17 protein-coding genes are annotated in these 21,935 nt (G+C 45.3%); 7 read left to right on the forward strand and 10 right to left on the reverse strand.

The features are described from left to right. Positions 1–24: 24 nt before the first annotated feature. Positions 25–1,905 (forward strand): cytochrome c peroxidase, encoded by a 1,881-nt coding sequence (locus SFU91_04660; GenBank protein ID MDX2128308.1) that lies wholly within the window; start codon positions 25–27, stop codon positions 1,903–1,905. Positions 1,906–1,918: 13 nt separating this feature from the next. Here SFU91_04660 and SFU91_04665 read toward each other — a convergent pair whose 3' ends face one another. Beyond that, positions 1,919–2,659 (reverse strand): Rieske 2Fe-2S domain-containing protein, encoded by a 741-nt coding sequence (locus SFU91_04665; protein MDX2128309.1) that lies wholly within the window; start codon positions 2,657–2,659, stop codon positions 1,919–1,921. Between the two features lie 319 nt (positions 2,660–2,978). Here SFU91_04665 and SFU91_04670 point away from each other — a divergent pair, with 319 nt between their 5' ends. Further along, complete coding sequence (locus tag SFU91_04670) at positions 2,979–3,119, forward strand: hypothetical protein (GenBank protein ID MDX2128310.1); 141 nt, start codon at positions 2,979–2,981, stop codon at positions 3,117–3,119. A 4-nt stretch (positions 3,120–3,123) separates the two neighbouring features. Here the strand turns inward: SFU91_04670 and SFU91_04675 are convergent, their stop codons facing one another. From SFU91_04675 to ggt, 3 genes are all read right to left on the reverse strand, one after another. Beyond that, a complete protein-coding gene (locus SFU91_04675; GenBank protein MDX2128311.1) occupies positions 3,124–4,218 on the reverse strand; it encodes a T9SS type A sorting domain-containing protein in 1,095 nt (364 codons plus the stop codon). Further along, positions 4,203–5,399, reverse strand: a complete 1,197-nt coding sequence (locus SFU91_04680; protein ID MDX2128312.1) for a hypothetical protein — start codon at positions 5,397–5,399, stop codon at positions 4,203–4,205. The genes SFU91_04675 and SFU91_04680 overlap by 16 nt, the downstream gene beginning before the upstream one ends. A gap of 785 nt (positions 5,400–6,184) precedes the next feature. Beyond that, a complete protein-coding gene (gene ggt / locus SFU91_04685; protein ID MDX2128313.1) occupies positions 6,185–7,915 on the reverse strand; it encodes a gamma-glutamyltransferase in 1,731 nt (576 codons plus the stop codon). Positions 7,916–8,007: 92 nt separating this feature from the next. Here ggt and SFU91_04690 point away from each other — a divergent pair, with 92 nt between their 5' ends. The 3 genes from SFU91_04690 (at position 8,008) to SFU91_04700 (ending at position 12,903) form a co-directional block, all read left to right on the forward strand. Next, entirely contained in the window at positions 8,008–8,169 is a 162-nt protein-coding gene (locus SFU91_04690) for a hypothetical protein (GenBank protein ID MDX2128314.1), read from the forward strand. A gap of 278 nt (positions 8,170–8,447) precedes the next feature. Continuing rightward, complete coding sequence (locus SFU91_04695) at positions 8,448–11,549, forward strand: amidohydrolase family protein (protein MDX2128315.1); 3,102 nt, start codon at positions 8,448–8,450, stop codon at positions 11,547–11,549. A gap of 1 nt (position 11,550) precedes the next feature. Then, positions 11,551–12,903: an amidohydrolase family protein gene (locus SFU91_04700; protein ID MDX2128316.1), complete on the forward strand. Its 1,353-nt coding sequence runs from the start codon at positions 11,551–11,553 to the stop codon at positions 12,901–12,903. A gap of 177 nt (positions 12,904–13,080) precedes the next feature. Here SFU91_04700 and SFU91_04705 read toward each other — a convergent pair whose 3' ends face one another. From SFU91_04705 to SFU91_04720, 4 genes are all read right to left on the reverse strand, one after another. Then, complete coding sequence (locus SFU91_04705) at positions 13,081–13,239, reverse strand: hypothetical protein (GenBank protein MDX2128317.1); 159 nt, start codon at positions 13,237–13,239, stop codon at positions 13,081–13,083. Between the two features lie 4 nt (positions 13,240–13,243). After that, positions 13,244–13,858: a hypothetical protein gene (locus SFU91_04710; GenBank protein ID MDX2128318.1), complete on the reverse strand. Its 615-nt coding sequence runs from the start codon at positions 13,856–13,858 to the stop codon at positions 13,244–13,246. Between the two features lie 12 nt (positions 13,859–13,870). Next, on the reverse strand, positions 13,871–15,271 hold the full coding sequence (gene bchZ / locus SFU91_04715) for a chlorophyllide a reductase subunit Z (GenBank protein MDX2128319.1): 1,401 nt from the start codon (positions 15,269–15,271) through the stop codon (positions 13,871–13,873). An 804-nt stretch (positions 15,272–16,075) separates the two neighbouring features. Continuing rightward, positions 16,076–17,374 (reverse strand): Glu/Leu/Phe/Val dehydrogenase, encoded by a 1,299-nt coding sequence (locus tag SFU91_04720; GenBank protein ID MDX2128320.1) that lies wholly within the window; start codon positions 17,372–17,374, stop codon positions 16,076–16,078. A 39-nt stretch (positions 17,375–17,413) separates the two neighbouring features. Here SFU91_04720 and SFU91_04725 point away from each other — a divergent pair, with 39 nt between their 5' ends. Beyond that, positions 17,414–17,566: a hypothetical protein gene (locus SFU91_04725; GenBank protein ID MDX2128321.1), complete on the forward strand. Its 153-nt coding sequence runs from the start codon at positions 17,414–17,416 to the stop codon at positions 17,564–17,566. Positions 17,567–17,819: 253 nt separating this feature from the next. Here the strand turns inward: SFU91_04725 and SFU91_04730 are convergent, their stop codons facing one another. Continuing rightward, positions 17,820–18,455, reverse strand: a complete 636-nt coding sequence (locus tag SFU91_04730) for a hypothetical protein (protein ID MDX2128322.1) — start codon at positions 18,453–18,455, stop codon at positions 17,820–17,822. Between the two features lie 195 nt (positions 18,456–18,650). Here SFU91_04730 and SFU91_04735 point away from each other — a divergent pair, with 195 nt between their 5' ends. Beyond that, positions 18,651–21,044: a hypothetical protein gene (locus SFU91_04735; protein ID MDX2128323.1), complete on the forward strand. Its 2,394-nt coding sequence runs from the start codon at positions 18,651–18,653 to the stop codon at positions 21,042–21,044. Here the strand turns inward: SFU91_04735 and SFU91_04740 are convergent. Beyond that, positions 21,021–21,932 (reverse strand): DUF2490 domain-containing protein, encoded by a 912-nt coding sequence (locus tag SFU91_04740; GenBank protein MDX2128324.1) that lies wholly within the window; start codon positions 21,930–21,932, stop codon positions 21,021–21,023. The genes SFU91_04735 and SFU91_04740 overlap by 24 nt on opposite strands. Positions 21,933–21,935 lie beyond the last annotated feature (3 nt).

Genomic DNA, 21,935 nt, shown 5'->3' on the forward strand with positions numbered 1-21,935 from the left:
TCTTTTTCATCCAATACAACCTTCATGAAAAATACGACTTGTTTCTCACGGCTTACTCTTACCGCAACGGCTGCACTCATTTTAATTGCCGCTTGTTCAACGCCCTCTCAAAAGGAAGAGCCAATGTCCTTTGCCGATAAAAAAATCAAACCGATTTATCAGCAAGAATTGGATTCTTTGGTTACTTCACTAAAACACTTGGATTCACTAATTTTTAACGCATCACTCAACTCCTCCCCAACGCAATCAAACATTCAAGACGGATTCGCTCGAGCGCGGAAGCATTATAAGAGAATGGAGTTTCTGACGGAGTATTATGCACCTGCCACCTCAGAAGAAATGAATGGCCCTGCCCTTGAAACCGTTGGAGAAGAATTTAAGATTGAACCACCAACAGGATTTCAAGTTTTGGAGGAAAAACTATTTCCCTCTTTCGATCTCAAGGATAAAGAAGAAGTGCGAGAGCATGTTGGGTTTTTGATTAAAGCATGCAAACGATTGGATAATCTCGTTCTGAAAAAGCCTTTAACCGACGACCGGGTGTTTGATGCAATGCGTCTTGAAATTGCACGCATCATCACTTTAGGCATTACCGGATTTGATTCGCCGATTGCTCAACACTCATTAAGAGAAGCGGCATACTCACTTGAAGGAATTAAAGCTACTCTCAATGAGTACGGAAACCCCGAGCATCACGCATCGGCACTGCGTGTTATGGATAAAGTTGCAGCGGCAATTTCAATGTTACACACCGAAATCGGATTCGACGATTTCAATCGATTGGAATTTATCCTTTCTCATGCCAATCCTATTTCAGAAGAAATCCTATTGCTTCAAGAAAATTTGAAGATTCCTATTCTCACTGCTTACAGGCCTTTTGACCCAAAGGCGAAAACAATTTTTTCAGAGAACGCGCTTTCATCACTGCCCTTTGCGCCTGAATACACGGCATCGCTCAATCCGTTACAGGTTGAATTGGGCTACATGCTTTTTCACGATACTCGCCTTTCTCGTGAGAATGAACGAAGCTGCGGCTCATGCCACAACCCTGACAAAGCATTTACCGATGGGCTTGCACGCGCGAAGCCGCTTCAAGGAAACACGACCCTTTTACGCAACACACCCACGGTGATTAACTCGGGGTTTCAATCAAGTTCATCGTACGATCAACGCACGCTTTATCTTGAAGACCGCGTAAAGTATGTGGTTCACAGCCAAGCGGAAATGAACAGTTCATTGGAGGAAGTCGCGCGCAAACTCAATCAAGTTCCTCAGTATCAATTGCTTTTCCGCGCTGCATTTGATTCTTCTCAAACCATTACCCCTGAAATGATTTCGAAATCGATTGCGATGTATATGCGATCGCTGAATTCATTTCAATCTCGATTTGATCAGTATGTGCGAGGAAACCGATTGGCTATGGATTCTACCGAACAAAAAGGATTCAATCTTTTTGCCGGTAAAGCAAAGTGCGCGACCTGTCACTTCATTCCTTTATTTAACGGAACCGTTCCGCCAACCTTTACAGAAACCGAAGCTGAGGTTATCGGCGTGCCGGAAAAAGCCCTTTGGGTGAAAGCTCATATCGATCCCGATGAAGGTAAAATGGCCACAAACGGCATTGACCTTAACCGTTATATGTTCAAAACCCCTACTCTTCGTAACATTGCACTAACAGCACCTTACATGCATAATGGGGTGTATAAAACATTGGATGAAGTAGTAAGGTTTTATAATGTTGGAGGAGGTTATGGCATAGGAATTGATTTGCCGAATCAAACCCTTCCAACAGATTCCTTGAAACTCTCCGCTTCGGAATCAAAGGCAATTGTTGCATTTATGAGAACTTTAACTGATACCACAGCAATGCGTTCAAGGCCTCATTCAATCCCAAGTATTCGGTAAGTGGCGATTGCTTTCACATTGCATCCGTAAAATTGACGACCAAGGAACCATTGGCCAACAATTCAGTTTTGAACCGTGTTAATTTGGTTTGCGCCGGTGAAGCAAGCACTTCACCGGTTGCACTGAATTTCGACCCGTGACATCGGCAAGTCCATTCTTGATTTTGAAACACCATATTGCTACATCCGGCGTGCGTGCAAAAGCGAGACATTGCAATGAAACCCAATGCTGTTCGAGAGAGCGTTACATCCGAGCGTTCCAACTCGCCATTGACACGGATTCCATCGTAATTAAAATAAATTGCCATTGATAGGGTTGGGAGTTCATTGGGTTCAACTTGAATTGAAAGCCGCGCCTCGTTTGATTCTCTTGATAAATCGGATTCATTTCCATTTTCATCAATAACAGAAACTTTGTAAAACGCCGGCTCCCCTTTCTTTAGATTTGCATCTGTATATGAGCGTTGAGAAAAATCTACTTCAGCCAAAAACACATAAGGCGATGAAGGAATCGCCGTGCGATAAATTCTAAACTTCCCTTTTCCTTCTGCATCCCGGTTTGGAAATGCAGTTTCAGAAATTCCCCAAGTAAGTAAAACACTATCCAAGCGACCGCTTGCTTTCACATTGATGGGAGAAAGTGGCTTTGAATTCGACACCACAGATTCTTGACATCCAGAAATCACGGGCAACGACCCAGCACCAATGAGTGACGCTACACCGGTAAGTGTTGAAAGAAATTTTCTTCGATTCATCTTTTTTTCATAAAGATAATCGAGAGAAAATCCCTTGTTGATTAAGAAAGTGTTAGAAGTTTAATACCCCGCGACTTGGTTTTTTTGAAGGAGTCATATCGAGGCATTACTGAGCTCGTCAAGCGCGCTGCGAGAAATCTCCGATTTTCAGCACGCCACAAAGTGAGGTGGTTGAACCTGTCGAAACCACTGCAAAGAGGCTACTGTTTCACGCAAAGCCGCGAAGGCGCAATCATTCTTTTCGCTCTTTGTGTTAATTCTCTGTGACCTCTGTGTTTTGGAATTACAGGCACAAAGGACGCGGAGATAAAACCAAACAATGTCATTTCAAGGATTATGGTTGCTTGGCAAACTCGCGGCGAGAAATCTCCGACTCTCTGCACTCAAAAAATCTGCTGGTAACACAAAGGGCGCATGCCTTACACCTGCGCCCTGTAAATACTCTCAAATAATGAATTAAGAATCTACTTGACCAGTATCATCTTTTTTTTTTCGATAAATCCAGTTGACGATTTCAGCCTGTAAAAGTAAACGCCACTTGAAATTCCAGTCGCTCTAAATACGACCGAGTGTGTTCCTGTTTCTTTTACGCCTTGATATAAAACCGCAACCCTTCTTCCTAACACATCAAATAATTCCAATTCAATATTGCTCCGATTGGGGACACGGTATTGAATCGTTGTGGCGGGGTTAAATGGATTCGGATAGTTTTGATTAAGCGCAAACTGAAGGCGCTGCGGCACATCAGGTTCTTTTGCGGATAAAACACTGGTGCTAATACCAGCGAAGTTTGCTTGCGGTTGATTTCCAATCCTAGTGAATGCTCCCCCTACAAACAAAGTGCTTCCTGAGATAAACAACGAACGGACTACTCCATTCGGATTCGGATTCCACGCCGATGTGGAGCCGTTACTTATATCAATTGCAGCCAAATAGTTACGCGCTGTGCTCCCATTTACCAAAGTGAAAGAGCCGCCAGCATAAACCGTACTGTTCGAAACCGCCAAAGCATTGATTGTACCGTTCACATTTGGATTCCATTCAACTACCGATCCGGTAGATCGGTCAAACGCTGCTATTCCTTTTCGTGGGATATTTCCATTAACCGTATCGAATACGCCACCTACAAAAACTGTATTTTCCGATATTGCTAAAGAATAGACATCACCGTTCACATTTGGATTCCAAGTTGTTGGTATTCCTGTTGTAATATCAAATGCTGCTAATCGGTTGCGTGCAAGGTTGCCATAAACAACTGAAAATCGACCACCTGCATAAACAGTATTCCCAGAAACTGCAAGTGCATAAACAAAGTTATTTGGATTTGGATTGCAACTAATTGGATTTCCATTTGAAAGATTGAATGCAGCTAAACGGTTACAAGAAATACTTCCAGAAACTCTGTTAAACAATCTTCCTGCATAAATAATATTGTCAGTAAATGAAATTGCATGAACAGCATCATTAACATCCGGATCCCAACTTGTAATAGTTCCGGTACTTGAATTGAATGCTGCCAAGTTATTTCGAGGAGTTCCTCCATTTACAGTAGTGAACATTCCTCCAGCAAATATAGTGCTATTTGATGCCGCCAAAGGTATACATCGCCATTTGCATTTGGGTTCCAAGCTGTTACTATACCAGTCGTGAGGTCAAACGCGGCTAATCGGTTTCGGGTTGAGCTGCCATTGACAAAAGTGAAATCCCCGCCCGCATAGACCGTGCCACCCGATACAGCAAGAGTATTTACTAATGTAAAAGAAAAGCCACCAACATTTGGATTCCACGCTCTTGTGGTGCCATTGGTGCTATTGAAAGCCGCCAAACGATTGCGCACTATGTTACCATTGACCGAAGTGAAAGATCCACCTGCATAAATCGTGCTACCTGAGACCGCCAAAGTCCTGACACTGCTATTCACATTTGGGTTCCACTCGGTGGCGTTACCAGTGGTGATGTCAAACGAGGCCAAGTTGTTCCGCGTCGTGCTGCCATTGACCATTGTGAAAGCACCGCCCGCATAAACCGTGCTACCTGAGACGGCCAGTACATTGACACCGCCATTCACATTCGGATTCCACGAGGTTGCGGTGCCAGTGGTGATGTCAAACGCTGCCAAGTAGTTTCGTCCAATACTACCATTGACCACGTTGAAATTACCTCCAACAAAGATTGTATTTCCCGAGACTACAAGCCCATTAACCCAACCGTTTGCATTAGGATTCCAAGATGACGCCGTGCCTGTTGTAAGGTTGAATGCTGCCAAATTATTTCGCATTACATTGCCATTAACCATACTAAAAGCACCACCTGCATATATCGTGTTTCCCGAAGTTAATAATGCATATAAAGGGCCATTCACATTCGGATTCCACATCGTGTCTACATTTTTATCGGATTTAATGCGGGCTAGTCCATTGCGAGTTAGTCCGCCAACAGCATTAAAGTCACCGCCAATAATCCAACCTCCGTTGCCGTCAGAAACCACTGCATTAACAGAACCAGCGACTTTTGGAAACGCTGCATCTCGGTTGCCTATGATTGTATCCAAAACCACTCCTTGTCCTGACGCAGCGCCGACTTCAGTAAAAGAACCTCCGATATAGGCTGTATTGCCTACAACGACTGTCGCATTTACCTGTCCATTGGTTACCCAAAGGTTTTGGTTCACGGTTTGCGCTTGTGTTAAGCTTGCTCCGCATAGGATGCAGAGCATCAAAAGAGAGTATATTTTTTTCATGAAATATTTTTTTGGGAGCGGGAAAAATGTTCATTTTGCACCTGCCGCCCTGTTTTCATGTGCAAAGATTAATAAGGAAGTAATTGTTAAAAATAACCTAAAATTAGAGTTTTTTGTTGTTTTTCTGATTGAAATAAGAGGAGTGCGGGATTCAGGACGGTTTGAAAACCAATTACACACTTTAGTCTCTTTCCATTGCCTTTCAATCACCACTTAGAATAACAAAAAATCATCGACGGGATCAGTACGGCGCAGGCCGTGGCCACCTCAAATGATAGGCTCACAGATTCAGGACAAGACGGTATGACCAAAAAAAGTAATGTCATTTCGAACGGTGCATAGCGGAGTGAGAAATCTCTGGCGTGCGGAGAATCGGAGATTTCTCGCGGCGCTCGAAATGACAAAGTGAAGGGCGTGCAGGATTCCGGACAAGCCGGAATGACTGCTTCAGATTTTAGGATGCGACACGTTGGTTTCGACAGGCTCAACCACCTCGTTTTGGTGGATTAATCCTGTTAATCCTTGAATCCTGAAAATCCTGATTCAGACAGTGTTTTGTGCGTGCGGAGGGTCGGAGATTTCTCGCGGCGAGCTTGACGAGCATTATAAAGTCTCGAAATGACAAAGTGAAGGGCGTGCAGGATTCCGGACAAGCGGGATGACTGCTTCAGATTTTAGGATGCGACACGTTGGTTTCGACAAGCCGTGGCCACCTCGTTTTGGTGCATACAGGATTCTGCTGCGTGCTTGACAAGTGCTTTTAACTGCCGGAATAACCACCTTAATTAATACCCCGCGGCTTGACCGTCTTTGCGCGATTCCGATGCGCCATAATAGACGCGATTTTTCTTGTCATATCGAATGCCTTGATAGCCGCCATAACCGCTGAGGCTATAGCCAATGCGGTGACCAAGTTTGAGCAGTTCACGAATAGTTTCGTGCGGGAATCCGGTTTCGAGATACAATGTTCCGCCGTCGGTCATCACTTCGCCCGTAGGTTCGGAGGATCCTTCGTGCGCGATACGCGGGGCATCACCGGCTTCTTGAATGTTCATTCCAAAGTCGATATGATTCATCACAATCTGCACATGCCCAAGCGGTTGAAATTCGCCGCCCATCACCCCAAAACTCATATAAGGCTCGCCGTCTTTGGTGATAAATGCGGGAATAATGGTTTGAAATGGCCTCTTGTGAGGGGCAAAGGTATTGGCTTCGCCTTCGGTGAGAGAAAACATTTCACCTCGGTCTTGCAGCATAAAGCCAAGCCCATCGGGAGCCATTCCCGAGCCCATTCCACGGTAATTGCTTTGAATGAAAGAAATCATTGTGCCATCTTTATCGGCCACGGTTAAATAAATGGTTCCGCCTTGTTTAAGAACGGGATTGCCGTGATCGACTTTTCGTAATGCGCGGTTCATTGAAATGAGTTTTCTGCGCTCTGCCGCGTAAGGTTTTGAAATCAATTCTTTGACGGGAATTTGCGCGAAGGCGGGGTCGGCATAAAGCTTTGCGCGATCTTCAAATGCAACTTTTTTGGCTTCGGTAAACAGATGAATATGTTCTTTGCTTCCAAACCCGTAACCGGAGACATTATACTCTTCCAAAAGATTGAGCATTTGCAGTGCTGCAATACCTTGGCTATTCGGCGGAAGTTCCCAAATGTCGTAGCCGCGGTAGTTTGTACTAACGGGTTCAACCCACTCGGAAGTATGCTCGGCCAAGTCTTGATAACTGAGAAACCCGCCTTGTTTTTTCATAAACGCATCAATGACTTTTGCGATTTCGCCTTTGTAGAAGGCATCGCGCCCGCCTTGCGCTATTTTTTCAAGCGTTGATGCAAGATTCGGATTTCGGAAAATGTCTCCCTTTTTGGGTGTTGCCCCGCCGGGTGCCCACGTTTCTTTCACATTTGGAAACTGAGAAAGAGATGCCACATTTCGCTCCAAGTAATAGGCAATAAGCTCTGAAACGGGAAAGCCTTCTTTCGCATAGCGAATCGCCGGCGCAAGAATGGTTTTCATTGGCAGCTTGCCGAATTTTTTGTGCAGCTCAAACCAACCATCCACACAGCCCGGAACGCTTACCGGAAGCGGCCCTGTCGCCGGAATATGCTTCAATCCCTTTTCCTTAAAGTATTGAAGCGAAAGAGAATACGGCGAGCGGCCACTTGCATTGAGGCCATAGAGCTTTTTGGTTTTGGCATCCCACACAATCGCGAAGAGATCGCCGCCGATGCCGCAGCCCGTGGGTTCCATTAGTCCTAAAGCCGCATTTGCAGCAATTGCGGCATCAATGGCCGAGCCGCCATCTTTTAAGACTTGAAGCCCGATTTGCGTGGCAAGCGGCTGACTGGTACAAACCATTCCGTTTTGCGCAATCACCTCAGAGCGTGTTGCAAAGCTTTTCCCCGTTATGCGATCTTGAGCCACAAGCGACGACAGTTGGTGAATTGAAGTACACACACTCCAAAGCAGGAGCGTTTTGAAAAACTCATTAAGACCAAGTCTAATCTTCATAATTAATTTTTGAAATGAAGCCTCTGAATTCATTGTTCGTATAAGTGTGGGAAGATAATAGAATGTGACTCTTAAAATGAAGTGGAGGATGTATGTCGATGGTGGTATGGGTTTTATTCGCGGTTCTTGGTTTTATAGCCGTGATTCTCTTTTTGACCGAAAACTATTACAAAGGTGATAATCCCTTCGATCACGAACGGCACAACCGTCGGTTTCATTATGACCGGCGCGACTACAACAACCGGAATGACTAATCATCTCTTGGTTGTCAAAGCGGCCTTCGGGTCGCTTTTTTTGTTTATCCAAATTCAATTTTCTTTTCTGGAACTCAATCATTCGTGCAATCATGAATAATTATTTGAATCGTATTTGATAAAAAAATCAAATGATTCAACTTTAATTGAACTTGTTTATCTTATCTGTAACCTGTTTTTCATACAGGTGAATTACATTTCTTCTTCTTTCTTTTTACACATCATTACGGCACCTGCCGCAAGTTTTTTTTAATTCAGTACCATCATAGGAGCATCTTATGCGTTTCTCTTTTCGGAGATTATTTTCCGGTTATGTTGGATTACTCACTTTATTGAACGTCGCATTGTTCCAAACAATGGCACAAGAGCGATTTTCACCGGCGAATGGCTTACGCCAAAACACACCACGGGTGGTGGCATTCACGAATGCAAGAATTGTGCAAGCCCCGGGCAGAGTGATTGACAAAGGCACATTACTTATTCGTGAAGGGGTTATTGAAGCCGTTGGAGCTGCGGTTAAAATACCGAGCGATGCGATGGTGATTGACCTTTCGGGGAAAATGATTTATCCCGGTCTCATTGAATCTTACTCCTCCTACGGTATGCCGGAGCCGCCGAGAGGCCCTCAAGCAGAGGTTCGCGGCACTAAATATTGGAGCGATAAAGTCTTTTCATCCACCAAAGCGCTTGAACAGTTTAAGCAAGACTCCGCGTGGGCGCAGAAATACCGAGCAATGGGTTTTACTGCCACACTTTCGGTTCCGAAACGCGGAATCTTAAAGGGTGAAAGCGCGCTCTTTTCGTTGGGCGATGATTCGCCGAATGCGTTGGTTATCGAACGCTCGGTGGCGCAACATTTCAGTTTGGATGTTGATTTCTTTTCGCGTGGATATCCAAATTCATTGATGGGTGTTATTGCGCTTCTTCGGCAAACTTTTTATGATGCCAAGTGGCATCAAGAGGCGTTAAAGGTGCCTGCAAAGGGAATTCCCGTTTCACAGCGACCGGAGTTTATTTCGGAGTTGGATGCGCTAAGCCCCGCGGTGAGTGGTAAAATGCCGACAATGGTAGAAACCACCGATGAACTTTCGCTCTTCCGCGCAGCAGTGTTAGCCAAAGAATTTGGTCTAAAGCTTTGGGCACTGGGCAGCGGCTATGAATACCGAAGGCTTTCGGAAGTAAAGAAAACCGCGATTCCTCTTGTGCTATCTGTCAACTTTCCCTCTGCACCTGAGGTGCAATCGGCAGCAGAAGCCAATCAAGTGAGCTTCGCCGATCTCGAGCATTGGGCATTGGCAGCCTCGAACCCGAAGCGACTTTTGGATGCGGGTATCTCTTTTTCACTGAGTGGATACGGACTTCGAGACCCCGCACAGCTATTCCCGCAAGTTCGCAAAGCACTTGATCACGGACTTAGCGACGATGCCGCGCTCGCTGCCTTTACCACAATTCCCGCAAAACTTTTTGGTGTCGATTCAAAACTTGGCTCGCTTGAAGCAGGGAAACACGCGTCGTTTTCAATCACCGATGGAGCTTTGTTTTCTGAAAAGACAAAAGTTCTTGCCACTTGGATTGATGGCAATGAATATGTGATTAAAGAAGAATCACCCGTTGACTTCCGCGGACTTTGGAGTCTCTCTTCATCCAACACTTCACTCGCTAAACTTTCGCTCGATGTCACCGGCGAGAGCACCGCTCCAAAAGCAAGTATTTCTGTGGGTTCAAAAAGAGAATCCGCCACGGTTCAGCTCTCCGGCGGCAGACTACTTTTCTTTTTCAATGGTGATTCGCTCGGGCTACCCGGAACACATCAATTCACTGCGGTACTCAGCGAAGGCGGGTTATTCGGAACCGCAACCCTTGCTTCAGGCGAGCACGCCTCGTGGGCAGCGATATTAAAGACCGCTTTTACAGCAAAGCCCGATACTTCAAAGAAAAAGCCAAGCGCGCCCTTGCCCTCATTCACGCTTCTATATCCACAAGGTGAATTTGGTGTTCCCAAGCAACCGGAACTACCTTCGGTGCTTTTTATTAAGAATGCCACGATATGGACAAGCGGCAAACAAGGTAAACTTGAAAATGCCGATATGCTCGTTCAAGCAGGGAAAATCATTCAGGTTGGAAAAAATTTAAAAGTGCCGCAAAATGCCGTGGTTATTGATGCTACAGGAAAGCATATCACACCGGGGCTGATTGATTGCCATTCGCATACAGCGATTGCCGGCGGCGTGAATGAAGTGGGACAAGCAATTACGGCTGAGGTTCGTGTTGGTGATGTGGTTGATTCCGACGACATCGGTATTTACCGTGAACTTGCGGGTGGATTAACCGCAGCGAATCTCTTGCACGGCTCTGCCAATGCCATTGGCGGGCAAAATCAAGTGATTAAACTGCGTTGGGGTGCTTTGCCTGAAGAAATGAAATTTGAAGGCGCCATCTCAGGAATAAAGTTTGCACTCGGCGAAAACCCGAAACGTGTGAATGCACAAGGCGCAGGCGGCAATACCCGTTATCCTTTTACACGCCAAGGCATTGAGCAACTCATTCGCGATGAATTCAAGGCAGCACAAGATTATGAACGCAAGTGGAAGGAATTCACCAGCGGGAAATCGAAGGTGATGCCTCGCCGCGATTTAGAACTTGATGCGATTGTCGAGATTCTCAATAAGAAACGCTTGATTCATTCCCACTCCTACAAACAAGATGAAATCATTATGCTGATTCGCGTGGCTGATGATTTCGGATTTCAAATCGGAACGTTTCAACATGTGCTTGAAGGCTATAAAGCCGCTTCGGAACTTGCACGGCACGGTGCAGGGGCTTCGGCTTTTAGCGATTGGTGGGCGTATAAGTTTGAAGTGTATGATGCCATTCCTTTTGCCGGCGCAATTATGCACAATGCCGGGGTAACGGTTTCATTTAATTCCGATAGCGATGAGCTTGCGCGACGAATGAATACCGAAGCCGCAAAGGCGGTGAAGTATGGCGGCGTTTCGGAAGAAGAAGCACTGAAGTTTGTGACGCTCAATCCTGCCAAACAGCTTCGTATCGATAACCGCGTTGGCTCGCTTGAAGCGGGCAAAGATGCTGATTTTGTGATTTGGAGCGGAAACCCACTTTCCACTTACACACATTGCGAACAAACGTGGATTGATGGGCGGAAGTATTTCGACCGCGCGCTCGACCGCACAATGAACCAAGAGCTTCAAGCCAAGCGAACCGCGCTGATTCAACGCCTGCTTTCGGAAGCAAAAGAAGCTGCCACTCCCTCTGCCGGTGCACCGCCACGACGCCCAAGGCACTTCACCATAAAAGATATGTACAACTGTCAATGCCACGACTCCGCCTTGCTTTATAAAGAAACTGCCGGAGGAGAGTAAGATGAAATCGATAATCATTCAAACACTGCTTATGCAATCACAAAATATTTCAAGGCTTACAAAACTTTTTGCTTTGGGCGGTTTGATGCTTTTATCACTCAATGCCATTTCACAAGAAGTGCCTTCGCCAAAGCAATCAAAACCGATTGCCATTATTGGGGCTACGGTTCATCCGGTTTCCGGCGACGATATTCCCAATGCAACCCTTCTTTTCGAGAATGGAAAGATTAAAGCAATCGGAACATCTGTTTCCATTCCTCAAGATGCCGAGCGAATCGATGCAAAAGGCAAGCATGTTTACCCAGCACTAATCAATGCGTTTTCTTCTGTGGGTTTGCAAGAAATTGGCGCAGTGGATATGACGGTCGATCTTAACGAAACCGGTCTGCTTAATCCGAATATCCGCGCGGAAGTTGCGGTTAATGCAGAAAGCCAATTGATACCGACAACACGGGCGAATGGTGTTTTGATTTCGTGCATCTATCCTCGCGGCGGATTGATTACAGGCACAGCCGCAGCGATTGAATTGGACGGGTGGACTTGGGAGGAAATGACGCTTCGTGCCCCGCTTGCACTTGCCATCAACTTTCCAAGAATAACGCCTTCTTCCGGCGGCTTTTTCCGACAGTCTCGCGAAGAGCAAATCAAAACCCGCGATCGCAATCTCAAAGAATTGGCTAAAGCCTTTGCCGATGCGCGTGCGTATCTCAAAGCCAAAGATGCGGAATCAACAAGCGGCACTTTTCACGAAACCGATGTTCGATGGGAAGCAATGCGCGGGGCGATTGAGCGCAAGATTCCTGTTCACTTTTTTGCGGATGAAGAATCTCAAATTGAAGCTGCGGTCGCTTTTGCAGAACGTGAAAAGCTTCGTGCGGTGATTATTGGCGGTTATGATGCTTGGAAATTGGCTCCGCTTTTGAATGCCAAAAAAATTCCGGTCGTAGTCACCAAAATTCATCGCCTTCCCTCAAACCGCTCCGACGCCTACGATGCTCTTTATTCATTGCCCAAAAAGCTCTACGACCTTGGCGTTAATTTCTGCATTGCCGATAACGGCTCCGGTGAGCAAGAGCGAAATCTGCCTTATAATGCGGGCACTGCCGCTGCTTACGGATTGCCAAAAGCCGAAGCGCTTAAAGCCATTACGCTTTCTAGCGCGAAAGTACTTGGTATTGATGACCGTGTGGGTTCTTTAGAAGTTGGAAAAGACGCGACGCTTTTTCTAAGCTCAGGCGACCCGCTTGAAATTCTTTCGCAAGTTGAAATGGCCTTTATCCAAGGCAAACGCGTTGAGCTCACAAGCAAACACACGCGGCTCTATGAAAAATATAAAAAGCGATATGGGCAGTAATGAAACAGTGGGAATAAGAGTTGAGAGAGATGAACGGGCGAGCAAATCGCCCGTTTTTTTTCAAAACATAAATACATGTTTTGAAAATTGAACGTGCTACAATGGGGTTTGTTGCTTTTCGATGATTTACTAAAAATTAACTTCGGGTTCTTCTCCACGAGTGTGGCAAAAGTCGAGTTAATCTTCAATCGATTCTTGAAACGATTTCATTGCTTCTAAAACAGTTTCTCCTTGAAAAGTGATGACATCTTTTATCCCGATGACCTCTCCGTGATAGAAGCCCTCTTCACTGTCTAATGAAGCAATTCCGGTGTAATTTTTATAGGTTAATTTCATGTTTTTATGATTCTATCTTTCCTTCAAATTCAATCCACTTCTCAATTTCGTCGAAGACGCGTTCCGACTTTAGCATTGCCGCGTGGGTTTTTTCCTCGACTTCGATATTCGTTGCAAGTTTCCATATTGAGCTTGAGGCGGGGAGAATCATCAAGTCGTGCGGGGTGTAAAGCGAAAGAATCCGCAGCCCGCTTAATTTTGATTCACTTTCTTTGAGCTGCCTAAGAAGCGGGCTTGATGGCCGAAGGCTGAATCCGCCTCGCCCGGGCGAGCCATACCCCAAAAGGCTTCCGTGATGCGGTGAAGAAATGGTGATGAAGGATTCAAACTTTGCTTTCTCTTTCAAATCTGCCAAGCCGTTCATTTCTTGCAAATAGTACCGAGCAATGATTCCACCCATACTAAATCCTACGAGCACGATTTCATTTTTTGCTTCAAGCGTAAGGGAAGAAATCGTTTTCTTGAATGTTTCTGCGGCTGTTTCAATTCGTGTAAATCCCCATCGTAAATGGAGGTTCGGGACTATCACTTGAAATCCTTTTGATTCAAACGCTATTTTGAACGCGTCAAAAACGGATGGCCTGTCAAAGATTCCGTGTAAACAAAGCAGCGTCTTCATTACTCTGTGGCGCTATTGAACTGTTGCAAAGAAATCAGACGTAATTTCGCTTAAGCCTTTCTTCAGTGCAGCATCTTCGACGCGTTGCTTAAGCTCGCGGCTAAAGGAGATTTGAGAGATAAACGGGGCTTTGCGTGTCCGCTCTTCGAGCTGTGCTTTTGCTTCGGGTGTCCAATGCAGTTTTGCTTCCGTTGAAAAGGAGGCTTTGTGCATCGGCAAAAATTGAAAGAGGGTATCGTAGAGCATATTCACGATTTCTTGAACCAAATATACCGCTCCTGAAAATCCCATAAACGGTGTTCCTAAGGCACGGCGCACGATGGGAAGCGGGAATCCGGCCGGAATGAAGAATGTTTTTGCTGCCACTTCAGCGAGGTAGATTTTATCGGGCATTCGGCCAAAGAGAATTTGCGGCGGCTTTTGTTGAATGCGGCGGCGAATTTCGCTGTTATCGGCTTTGGCGGTTACTTCGGAAAAGATGCAGGTCATTCCCAATTCCCCTTCGAGAAATTTTTTCAGCCCAACGGCGTAGGTTTCGCCGGCACAAACGGCAAATTGAACTGTAGGGAACCATTCCGATTGCGGGCCTCGCCACAAATCCCAAATAATTTTCAGTGTCGTTTCTTTTTCGCGTTTCAAAAACGCCTGCGCTTCCGATTCGGTATGAAGCAGTGCGCCAAGGTCTTTGATAAATTGCTCGGTTTCTTTGAGCCCAAATGGCGCGTAAAGCACCGGGCGTTGTAGTTTTTTCGCCAAGGCTGCACCAAACTCGCGATACATCACCACCACCACATCACTGTGTTTGAGCTTCGATAGATCGGTCATCTTAGATTCCATTGGGAAAACACATTCAAGTTGGCCTCCCACGCCTTGAACAAGTCGTTTGATTTCGGCGAGGTCGGAAGGCGAGTTAAAACAGCCGTAAGTGGGGCCAATGATACTGACCGTTTTCGGTTTGATGACAACAGGTGCACCATCGTCGTAATGCTCGAAGCACCATTGCAGCACACGGTCACGCCCTTGCCATTCATCTTCAAGCAATGAATTTGAGCTGAAGAAATGGATTTCGGGGTAATGCGCGGCGAGCATTTGGGTGTGGTCGGCACCCACCATTTCGCTTTCGGCGGTGGACATCACAATGAGTTTTTTTCCGGTACCCAAGAGCTTTTCGATTGTGTCTTTGGTAATTCCTGTAGTACCGCTACTTGAAATGGCTTTTTCGGTCAGGTCGGTAGGCGAAAGGTTGCGGAGATATGGAATGGCGTCGGTGTAATCAATGACAGCCACGCCCGCTAAATTATAACATCCGATTGGTGCATCGGCAATGATATGGACATCGGGCAAGCAGGCGAGTGTATTGACAGCTGCCCAGTAGGAGCTGGTGGTGGATTCATCGCGGATAATACGGGTCATTGGTACTTCGTTTGGATTCAAAAATGCGGTTCAATTGGTTTTGAATTTACAGTTTTTCCATCATCTGAAAGTGTGCGTTGTGTTCTTGGTGTATTATTAGGCAATTTCTGAACGAGTGTCCGATATCTAACTTTCCTTTTGTTTTCGCAATGACGCGAATGCACAATTAATGTGTTGTGTTCTTTGTGGCTTTTCTCAAAGAACCCTGTGTTTTGGAATTACAAACACAAAGTTCACTAAGCAAGAACGCAAAGGACACGGAGATAAAACTAAAAAATGTCATTTCGAGGATTAAAGATGATCGGCAGGCTCGCAGTGAGAAATCTCAGACTTTCCGCAAAAACCAAATTGAGGGGGTTGAGCTTGTCGAAGCCATAGTTTCGTGAAGAGTGCACTTCGAGAGGCTCAGTGCAGTGGCAGGCTCAATCACCTCACTTTGGAGCGCGAAGGATTACACATCATATTTTTTTTAAAACAAAAAAGGCCGGCACGAAGCCGACCTTTTCCTCATCACCCAAAACAAAACACAAAGATCACTATCGATTAGATAGTTTAACTGATGTATGATTTTGCAAATAGCGTGCCAAAGATAAAAAAAACTTGTCTATACCCTTAAATTCACAGTTTTGCCCTATATCCGTTTCCTTTTCACCGAATTATATCAAGAACGATCTCCTTTCATTACAATTTGTAATAACTCTGACCTTACTTTTTCATCAAATTAATTACCTTTATTCCGATTTTTAGACACCCTAAACGGTAAAAAGGTAATCTCTATCATAAATCAACTACTGAAATTCGATTTTAACCGTAAATTCCTCGTAATTTTAAGGTTTTGGCAACTTTATCGATTGCCAAAATATACGCCCCGATTCTTAGCGTGGTTTTGTGTTGAATCGCAGTTTCATAAACGGCTTCAAAAGAAGCGCGCATTGCACGTTCTAAGCGACGGTTAACCCGTTCAAGTGACCAGAAATACCCTTGCCGGTCTTGCACCCACTCGAAATACGAAACCGTTACCCCACCCGCATTGGCCAAGATATCGGGCACCACACGGATATTGCGCTCCCAAACAATCGGTTCGGCATCGGCGGTCATTGGTCCATTCGCGCCTTCTACAATCAAGCGGCATTGAAGTTTGCCGGCGTTTCGTATCGTTATCTGATCTTCTTTAGCAGCCGGGACGAGGACATCGCAATTTAATTCCAAAAGCTCTTCATTAGTCACTTTATCGCACTCAGGTAAGCCGGTGAGCAAGCCTTTGTTGTTTTGTGCATACTCAATGCACTTTGGAATATTGAATCCTTTCGGATTGTAGTACCCTCCGGTCACATCACTAATGCCAACCACTTTCAGGCCTTGCTCGTAAAGCAATTTGGCGGAAATAGAGCCAACATTTCCAAAGCCTTGGACAACGGCCGTAGAATTCGACGGCGACATCCCCAATTTATCCATTGCAGAAAGCGTACAAATCATCACGCCGCGGCCGGTGGCTTCCTTTCTGCCGAGCGAGCCGCCTAAGATGAGCGGCTTTCCTGTGACAACGCCTGTAACGGTATGCTGTGCGTGCATTGAATAGGTATCCATAATCCACGCCATTGTTTGCTCGTTGGTATTCATATCGGGCGCGGGAATGTCCTTATCAGGCCCAAAAATATGAAAGAGATTGGCGGTGTAGCGGCGCGTGATTTTTTCGAGTTCTACTTTTGAAAGTTTTGTCGGGTCGCACCGAACGGCTCCTTTTGCGCCACCAAAGGGAAGATTAAGAACAGCACATTTCCACGTCATCCACGCGGCAAGCGCTTTCACTTCGTCAATTGTAACATCAGGAGCATAACGAATACCGCCTTTTGCAGGGCCAAGAATATCGTTATGAATCACGCGAATCCCTTCAAAGATTTCGATTCGCCCGTCATCCATTTGAATTGGAATAGAGACAATCACTTGCTTCGCCGGGGTTTTCAGAAATTCATATACCCCATCTTCAAGCTGAAGAATTTTGGAGGCGATGTTAAACCGCTCCATCATCGATTCAAAAGGATTGTCTTTGTCTTTAATCGGCGCAGGCTCTTTATAGACCGCCGTGGCTAATGGTGTGCTCATTTGGTTCTCCTTAAATTAGTTGCGAACAAATTGTGAAATATGACTCCCGGTTCGGTTATCGCTCCGAAATTGGAAGTAGTTGAGATGGAAAATTGGAATGAAATTCGATTCGCCTTTATTGGCAATAGAGAAGGGCAGTATATTTGGGACAGGGCACCGGTATCAATGGCCATAAATCAGTTTTGCCGTTGAATAAAACGGCGTTGTCTCTCAGTTAATGGAATGTTCAATGTTCTTTCCTGACATTATAACGGCAAAAATGCCTTCCGTTAATATCGGGCAACAAAAATACATTTTAACCCGTCAATTCAAAATGAATCTCTTCACAAGCCGTCTTTAAAAAAATCACGCACCGAGCTTTCACCCGATGCGTGTCTCTACCAACAAAGCGAAAACCACACACTGTTTCCGCTATGCAACAACAGCACAAAGAACAACTCCGTATTTATCTTCCGGCAACCGGCGTTTCACTCGACTCCTTCAATTCGCGAATGAGGGTTATCGAAATCTGTTCATAGTTTAAGCCTTTTGATTCCTTCATTGAAGGGGTAAGTTTAGACTCAGAAACAAGTGAAACCTTATTCGAAACCAAATTCGGATAAGCAGATTCAAACTCTTCCATTGACGCAACAAGTACCGTTGAAGATGATTTCATTTCTTTCATCACCACTGCCGATTTTGCCGAACCTTTGCTTTGAACCATTTGAATTTTTTCAACTAACGCGGCTTTGATGCCTGCCTTTTCACTCACGATAGACGAAAGCAAGGTGTTTGTTTTCGCTCTTGGCTTTGCGATTTGTACGGTGAATACCAAATCCGCTGCGAGCGCTTCATGCGCAATTGAATTTACCGTTTGAAATACCGCAGCCGATTTCGGGTTACCGCCGTTCAAGCGAAGCTTTTGGGTTTGAATAAATTCGGGGAAAAGCAATTCTACATCGGATGTTACCAATTGGCCGTTTTCAATTCGAATCGAAGCGAACTTTTCAAGCTTTTCATTTACAGTTTGCGCCACCGAGCCATACGGCAAGGTGATGAACGACATTACGATTATCAGGATTGAAATTATTTTCTTTTTCATTTGTACCTCCAAAGTTTGTATGACCTTTTGTTCTCTTTTTTGATAAATTTCTTACACAAAGTTACACCCTTTGTTACGTGCAAATCCATCGGCAAAAATGCGTAATTTTATGCTGCATCATTTACTACGGGTTTTTACGTAGAGCACTTCACAAACAAATCACCTTTCACAATACTTCTGGTTCGTGGCACATCAATGATCACCTTCAATACAAGCACCCATCAGTTTTATGGATTGATTTCCATTTCAAGGTCGAGTCATCGCGCGTTGATGATGTGCGTGGTTCTCTCAATAGCAATGAGTTTTTGTATTCCAATCATTGCTCAGGAATCAGCACAATCTCCTCTACACCATACTGTAAAGCTTGAAAAGGGTGAAATGGTAATGGCTAAAGTATCAACGAATTCGTTTGTCCGTGCCGAAGCCGTTTCAGATTCTGCACTCACTTTTGTTTATCAATTGCCACCCCAACATCAAGGAGAAGCGTGGGGCGAGGCGCGATTTCACTTTGAACCTTCTCTTGCTCTTAAATCATTTGCCGATGCTCGAGAAACTGCCGTAGGCATTGATATCTTTAACCCGATGCACCGTGAAGTTTTTATTTTTCTTGGGCTCGATTCAAAGCCATTCGATCAATCCACGAGGCTTTCGGGCTGGGTTCGTCTGCCGCCTCAAAAGCAATCCCGCATTCATTTGTATTTCCCTTCGGCTTATGCAAATGATTCTCCGAAACGCTTGAAGGGCTATCCTCCATTGGGTGGGGCTTTACCGGTGTGGAATGTTCTTTCACCTCAAGGATTTGAAGAGAGTTCCATTTCTCTTTTGCTGCTATCGGTTAAGAATCCTTCCTTCGATACGCTGCAAGTTCAACGTGTCTTTTTCTTTAATTCTGATTCCCTCTTCCGAGGGATAATCGATGCTTACGGTCAGTTTGCGTATGGAAATTGGGAAGGCAAGCTCCCTTCAAATTCAAATAGATCACAAGCAGCCCAGTTTCTTACTCGTGAGCGACAGAAAGAATCCAAGGCATTGTCTAAAGCGACGCAACCGGAGCAAAATGCAATAGGCGCTTGGCGAAAATCACTAACATTTTCGAATGTCATTGGAAAAGCGGGGTTCTTTCGTGTGGGAATGGCAAACGAAAAGTGGTGGTTTATGGCACCTTCTCGAAGCAACACCACAAACCCATTTTTTTCTTTGGGAATGGGGCTTTTGACGACCCATAGCGGAAGTTATGAAGTTGAATATCAATTGCCATCTCCCGATAAGAGTGAAACGGCTTCTTCACGAAAAGCAGCATCATTTGCTCGATTTCACCAAACCATACCCGAAAAAAGTGAAGGACTGACCAAAGAAATCCCTGATCTTGGATATTTCCCGGGTGTTGGCAGTTCAATGGTGAATTACTACTGGCAGAATTGTCTTCTCAAATATTCACCACAAAATCCGAGAGACCTTTACCGAATTCTTCCCGATATCGCTTATAGGCGCTTGCGCTCGTGGGGTTTTAATACAGTTGGAAACTGGTCAAACGATTTTACCCCGCAATCAGCCGCGCGCTCGCTAAGAGAAAGAAAGGGAGAGCAATATGTTCTGCCTTCACGAAAACTTCCTTATGTGATAACCCTTTATAGTTATATCGGTGCCCCGTCAATTCGTCCGGATTATTTTATGCCCGACGTTTTTCATCCAGCTTTTGCAGAGCACGCGTTACGGGTATTTCAAAATGAAATTGCGCGTGCAAATGGGAAAAACCTTACCGGAAACGATTTGCGAAATGACCCGATGATCTTAGGTTACTTTATTGATAATGAACTGCCGTGGGATATCACGCCCGATGGTTCAAATTCATTTTATTTAATCAAGCAAATCTTTTCTTCCACATCGGTTTCACGCCAAGTATTGATAGATTCTCTTAAAGCGCGTTACAACGGCTCTATAGAGGCGCTTACCAATTCGTGGCGACTCTCTTCTCGTCCAGCTTCTTGGGAGAACTTAAGTTTCCCCGCTGAATTAACCGCGGAAGCAACATCCGATTTCTCTCATCTGACCTTGATTTTTGCACGAGCTTATTTTTCAACGGTTCGCCAAGCCCTTCAACGAGTTGATTCAAACCACTTGTATCTCGGTTGCCGTTTTGCCACTTTCACGCCTGAATTGATTCAAGCATCAAATGAACTGTGCGATGTGGTTAGTTTTAATGTTTATGCGGATTCGCTCACTTCTTGGAAGCGGATTAAGGTGTTCAGAGCTGCCCAAACCAATAAGACCTTAACTAAACCGATTATCATTGGTGAATTTCATTTTGGCGCGGAAGATCGCGGTCTTTCGGGTGGGTTGGTGAATAAACACTCCACCGCTGCGCGTGCTTTAGCCTATGAAGCGTTTGTGGCCTCCGTTTCAAAGGAACCTCAATTGGTTGGATGTCATTGGTTTCAATATGCAGATCAAGCCTTGACGGGGCGAACGGACGGAGAGAATTACAACATCGGGTTTATTGATGTACTTGATTCACCCTACACACAGCTTGTGTCATCCGCAAGTAAAGCACACCGCTCGCTTTATTCAATTCGTTTTGGTCGTCGTTGATGAATTCGACTCGCGCTCAAAGTAATTGAAATCAAGCTTGAAAATTAGCATTGTAAGGAAGGTATGTTCCATTCGATTTGCTGCATTCGGGATTGAACCAATGATTCTGTTTTGATAGAGCACGTCGAGTGAAACCGAGGGGGAAAAGATGATTCGGGGCCCGATTTGAAAGCGGTTTTGATTGAAGAATTGGGTTTCGGGGATGAAGAAATATTCATTATTGACCACTCCGCTCAATGACTCTGAGATCGGAACAACAGCATCGGCACGGAGTCGAAATCGCCACGAGCCCGGTGGCAAATCATCAAAGTTGTTCACGCCCACATACCACCGCCACTCCGCCCTTGCTCGAATTGGAATAGCCACTTGCCCCAATTTTACTTCCCAAAGGCCTTGCAGGAATGCAATTTCAAGAATACGATTGTTGATTGGGGTGAGCGCGGTATAGCCTAAGCCTGCAGAAAAATCAGGTGAAATGCGATAATTCAAAAGCCCACTAAAAACGGTGGTCTGAAATTGCGTGCTGTTTTGAATAAATCGCACTTGAACAAACCCGTTGAATGAAAGCGGCGTCTCTTTGAACCGCACAATAGCGAGTCCGCTCGACCACGAGGCGGCATCGTGGGTAAAAGGCTGCGCTAGAATGGGTTCAACGGCACTTTGCATGACGAGTAGATACCCCAACCAAACTGCGCGTATCACCGATTTGGATCTTCCGATTGCACGTGATTTGATTCCGAATTGCCTTGGAGGCGAGTGCTTTATTGGGAAAAATTTGTTTGGGCTTAAAGCAAAGGGGAGCGCAAATGCGCAAAGAAAAAAACAATAAAAGAAAAACACAAGAAGTGGCGTAGCAGCAATCATTTTGTGCGCAGGTTCGGGCTGCATTAA

The organism is Chloroherpetonaceae bacterium (assembly GCA_033763895.1).
In the GTDB taxonomy this organism is placed as follows: Bacteria; Bacteroidota; Chlorobiia; order Chlorobiales; family Thermochlorobacteraceae; genus JANRJQ01.

Excerpts from the sequence above, each read along its gene's own strand:
- SFU91_04660 (MDX2128308.1), top strand. The coding sequence starts at position 25 with ATGAAAAATACGACTTGTTTCTCACGGCTTACTCTTACCGCAACGGCT.
- SFU91_04665 (MDX2128309.1), bottom strand. The coding sequence starts at position 2,659 with ATGAATCGAAGAAAATTTCTTTCAACACTTACCGGTGTAGCGTCACTC.
- SFU91_04670 (MDX2128310.1), top strand. The coding sequence starts at position 2,979 with ATGTCATTTCAAGGATTATGGTTGCTTGGCAAACTCGCGGCGAGAAAT.
- SFU91_04675 (MDX2128311.1), bottom strand. The coding sequence starts at position 4,218 with ATGTTCACTACTGTAAATGGAGGAACTCCTCGAAATAACTTGGCAGCA.
- SFU91_04680 (MDX2128312.1), bottom strand. The coding sequence starts at position 5,399 with ATGAAAAAAATATACTCTCTTTTGATGCTCTGCATCCTATGCGGAGCA.
- ggt (MDX2128313.1), bottom strand. The coding sequence starts at position 7,915 with ATGAAGATTAGACTTGGTCTTAATGAGTTTTTCAAAACGCTCCTGCTT.
- SFU91_04690 (MDX2128314.1), top strand. The coding sequence starts at position 8,008 with ATGTCGATGGTGGTATGGGTTTTATTCGCGGTTCTTGGTTTTATAGCC.
- SFU91_04695 (MDX2128315.1), top strand. The coding sequence starts at position 8,448 with ATGCGTTTCTCTTTTCGGAGATTATTTTCCGGTTATGTTGGATTACTC.
- SFU91_04700 (MDX2128316.1), top strand. The coding sequence starts at position 11,551 with ATGAAATCGATAATCATTCAAACACTGCTTATGCAATCACAAAATATT.
- SFU91_04705 (MDX2128317.1), bottom strand. The coding sequence starts at position 13,239 with ATGAAATTAACCTATAAAAATTACACCGGAATTGCTTCATTAGACAGT.
- SFU91_04710 (MDX2128318.1), bottom strand. The coding sequence starts at position 13,858 with ATGAAGACGCTGCTTTGTTTACACGGAATCTTTGACAGGCCATCCGTT.
- bchZ (MDX2128319.1), bottom strand. The coding sequence starts at position 15,271 with ATGACCCGTATTATCCGCGATGAATCCACCACCAGCTCCTACTGGGCA.
- SFU91_04720 (MDX2128320.1), bottom strand. The coding sequence starts at position 17,374 with ATGAGCACACCATTAGCCACGGCGGTCTATAAAGAGCCTGCGCCGATT.
- SFU91_04725 (MDX2128321.1), top strand. The coding sequence starts at position 17,414 with ATGACTCCCGGTTCGGTTATCGCTCCGAAATTGGAAGTAGTTGAGATG.
- SFU91_04730 (MDX2128322.1), bottom strand. The coding sequence starts at position 18,455 with ATGAAAAAGAAAATAATTTCAATCCTGATAATCGTAATGTCGTTCATC.
- SFU91_04735 (MDX2128323.1), top strand. The coding sequence starts at position 18,651 with ATGATCACCTTCAATACAAGCACCCATCAGTTTTATGGATTGATTTCC.
- SFU91_04740 (MDX2128324.1), bottom strand. The coding sequence starts at position 21,932 with ATGCAGCCCGAACCTGCGCACAAAATGATTGCTGCTACGCCACTTCTT.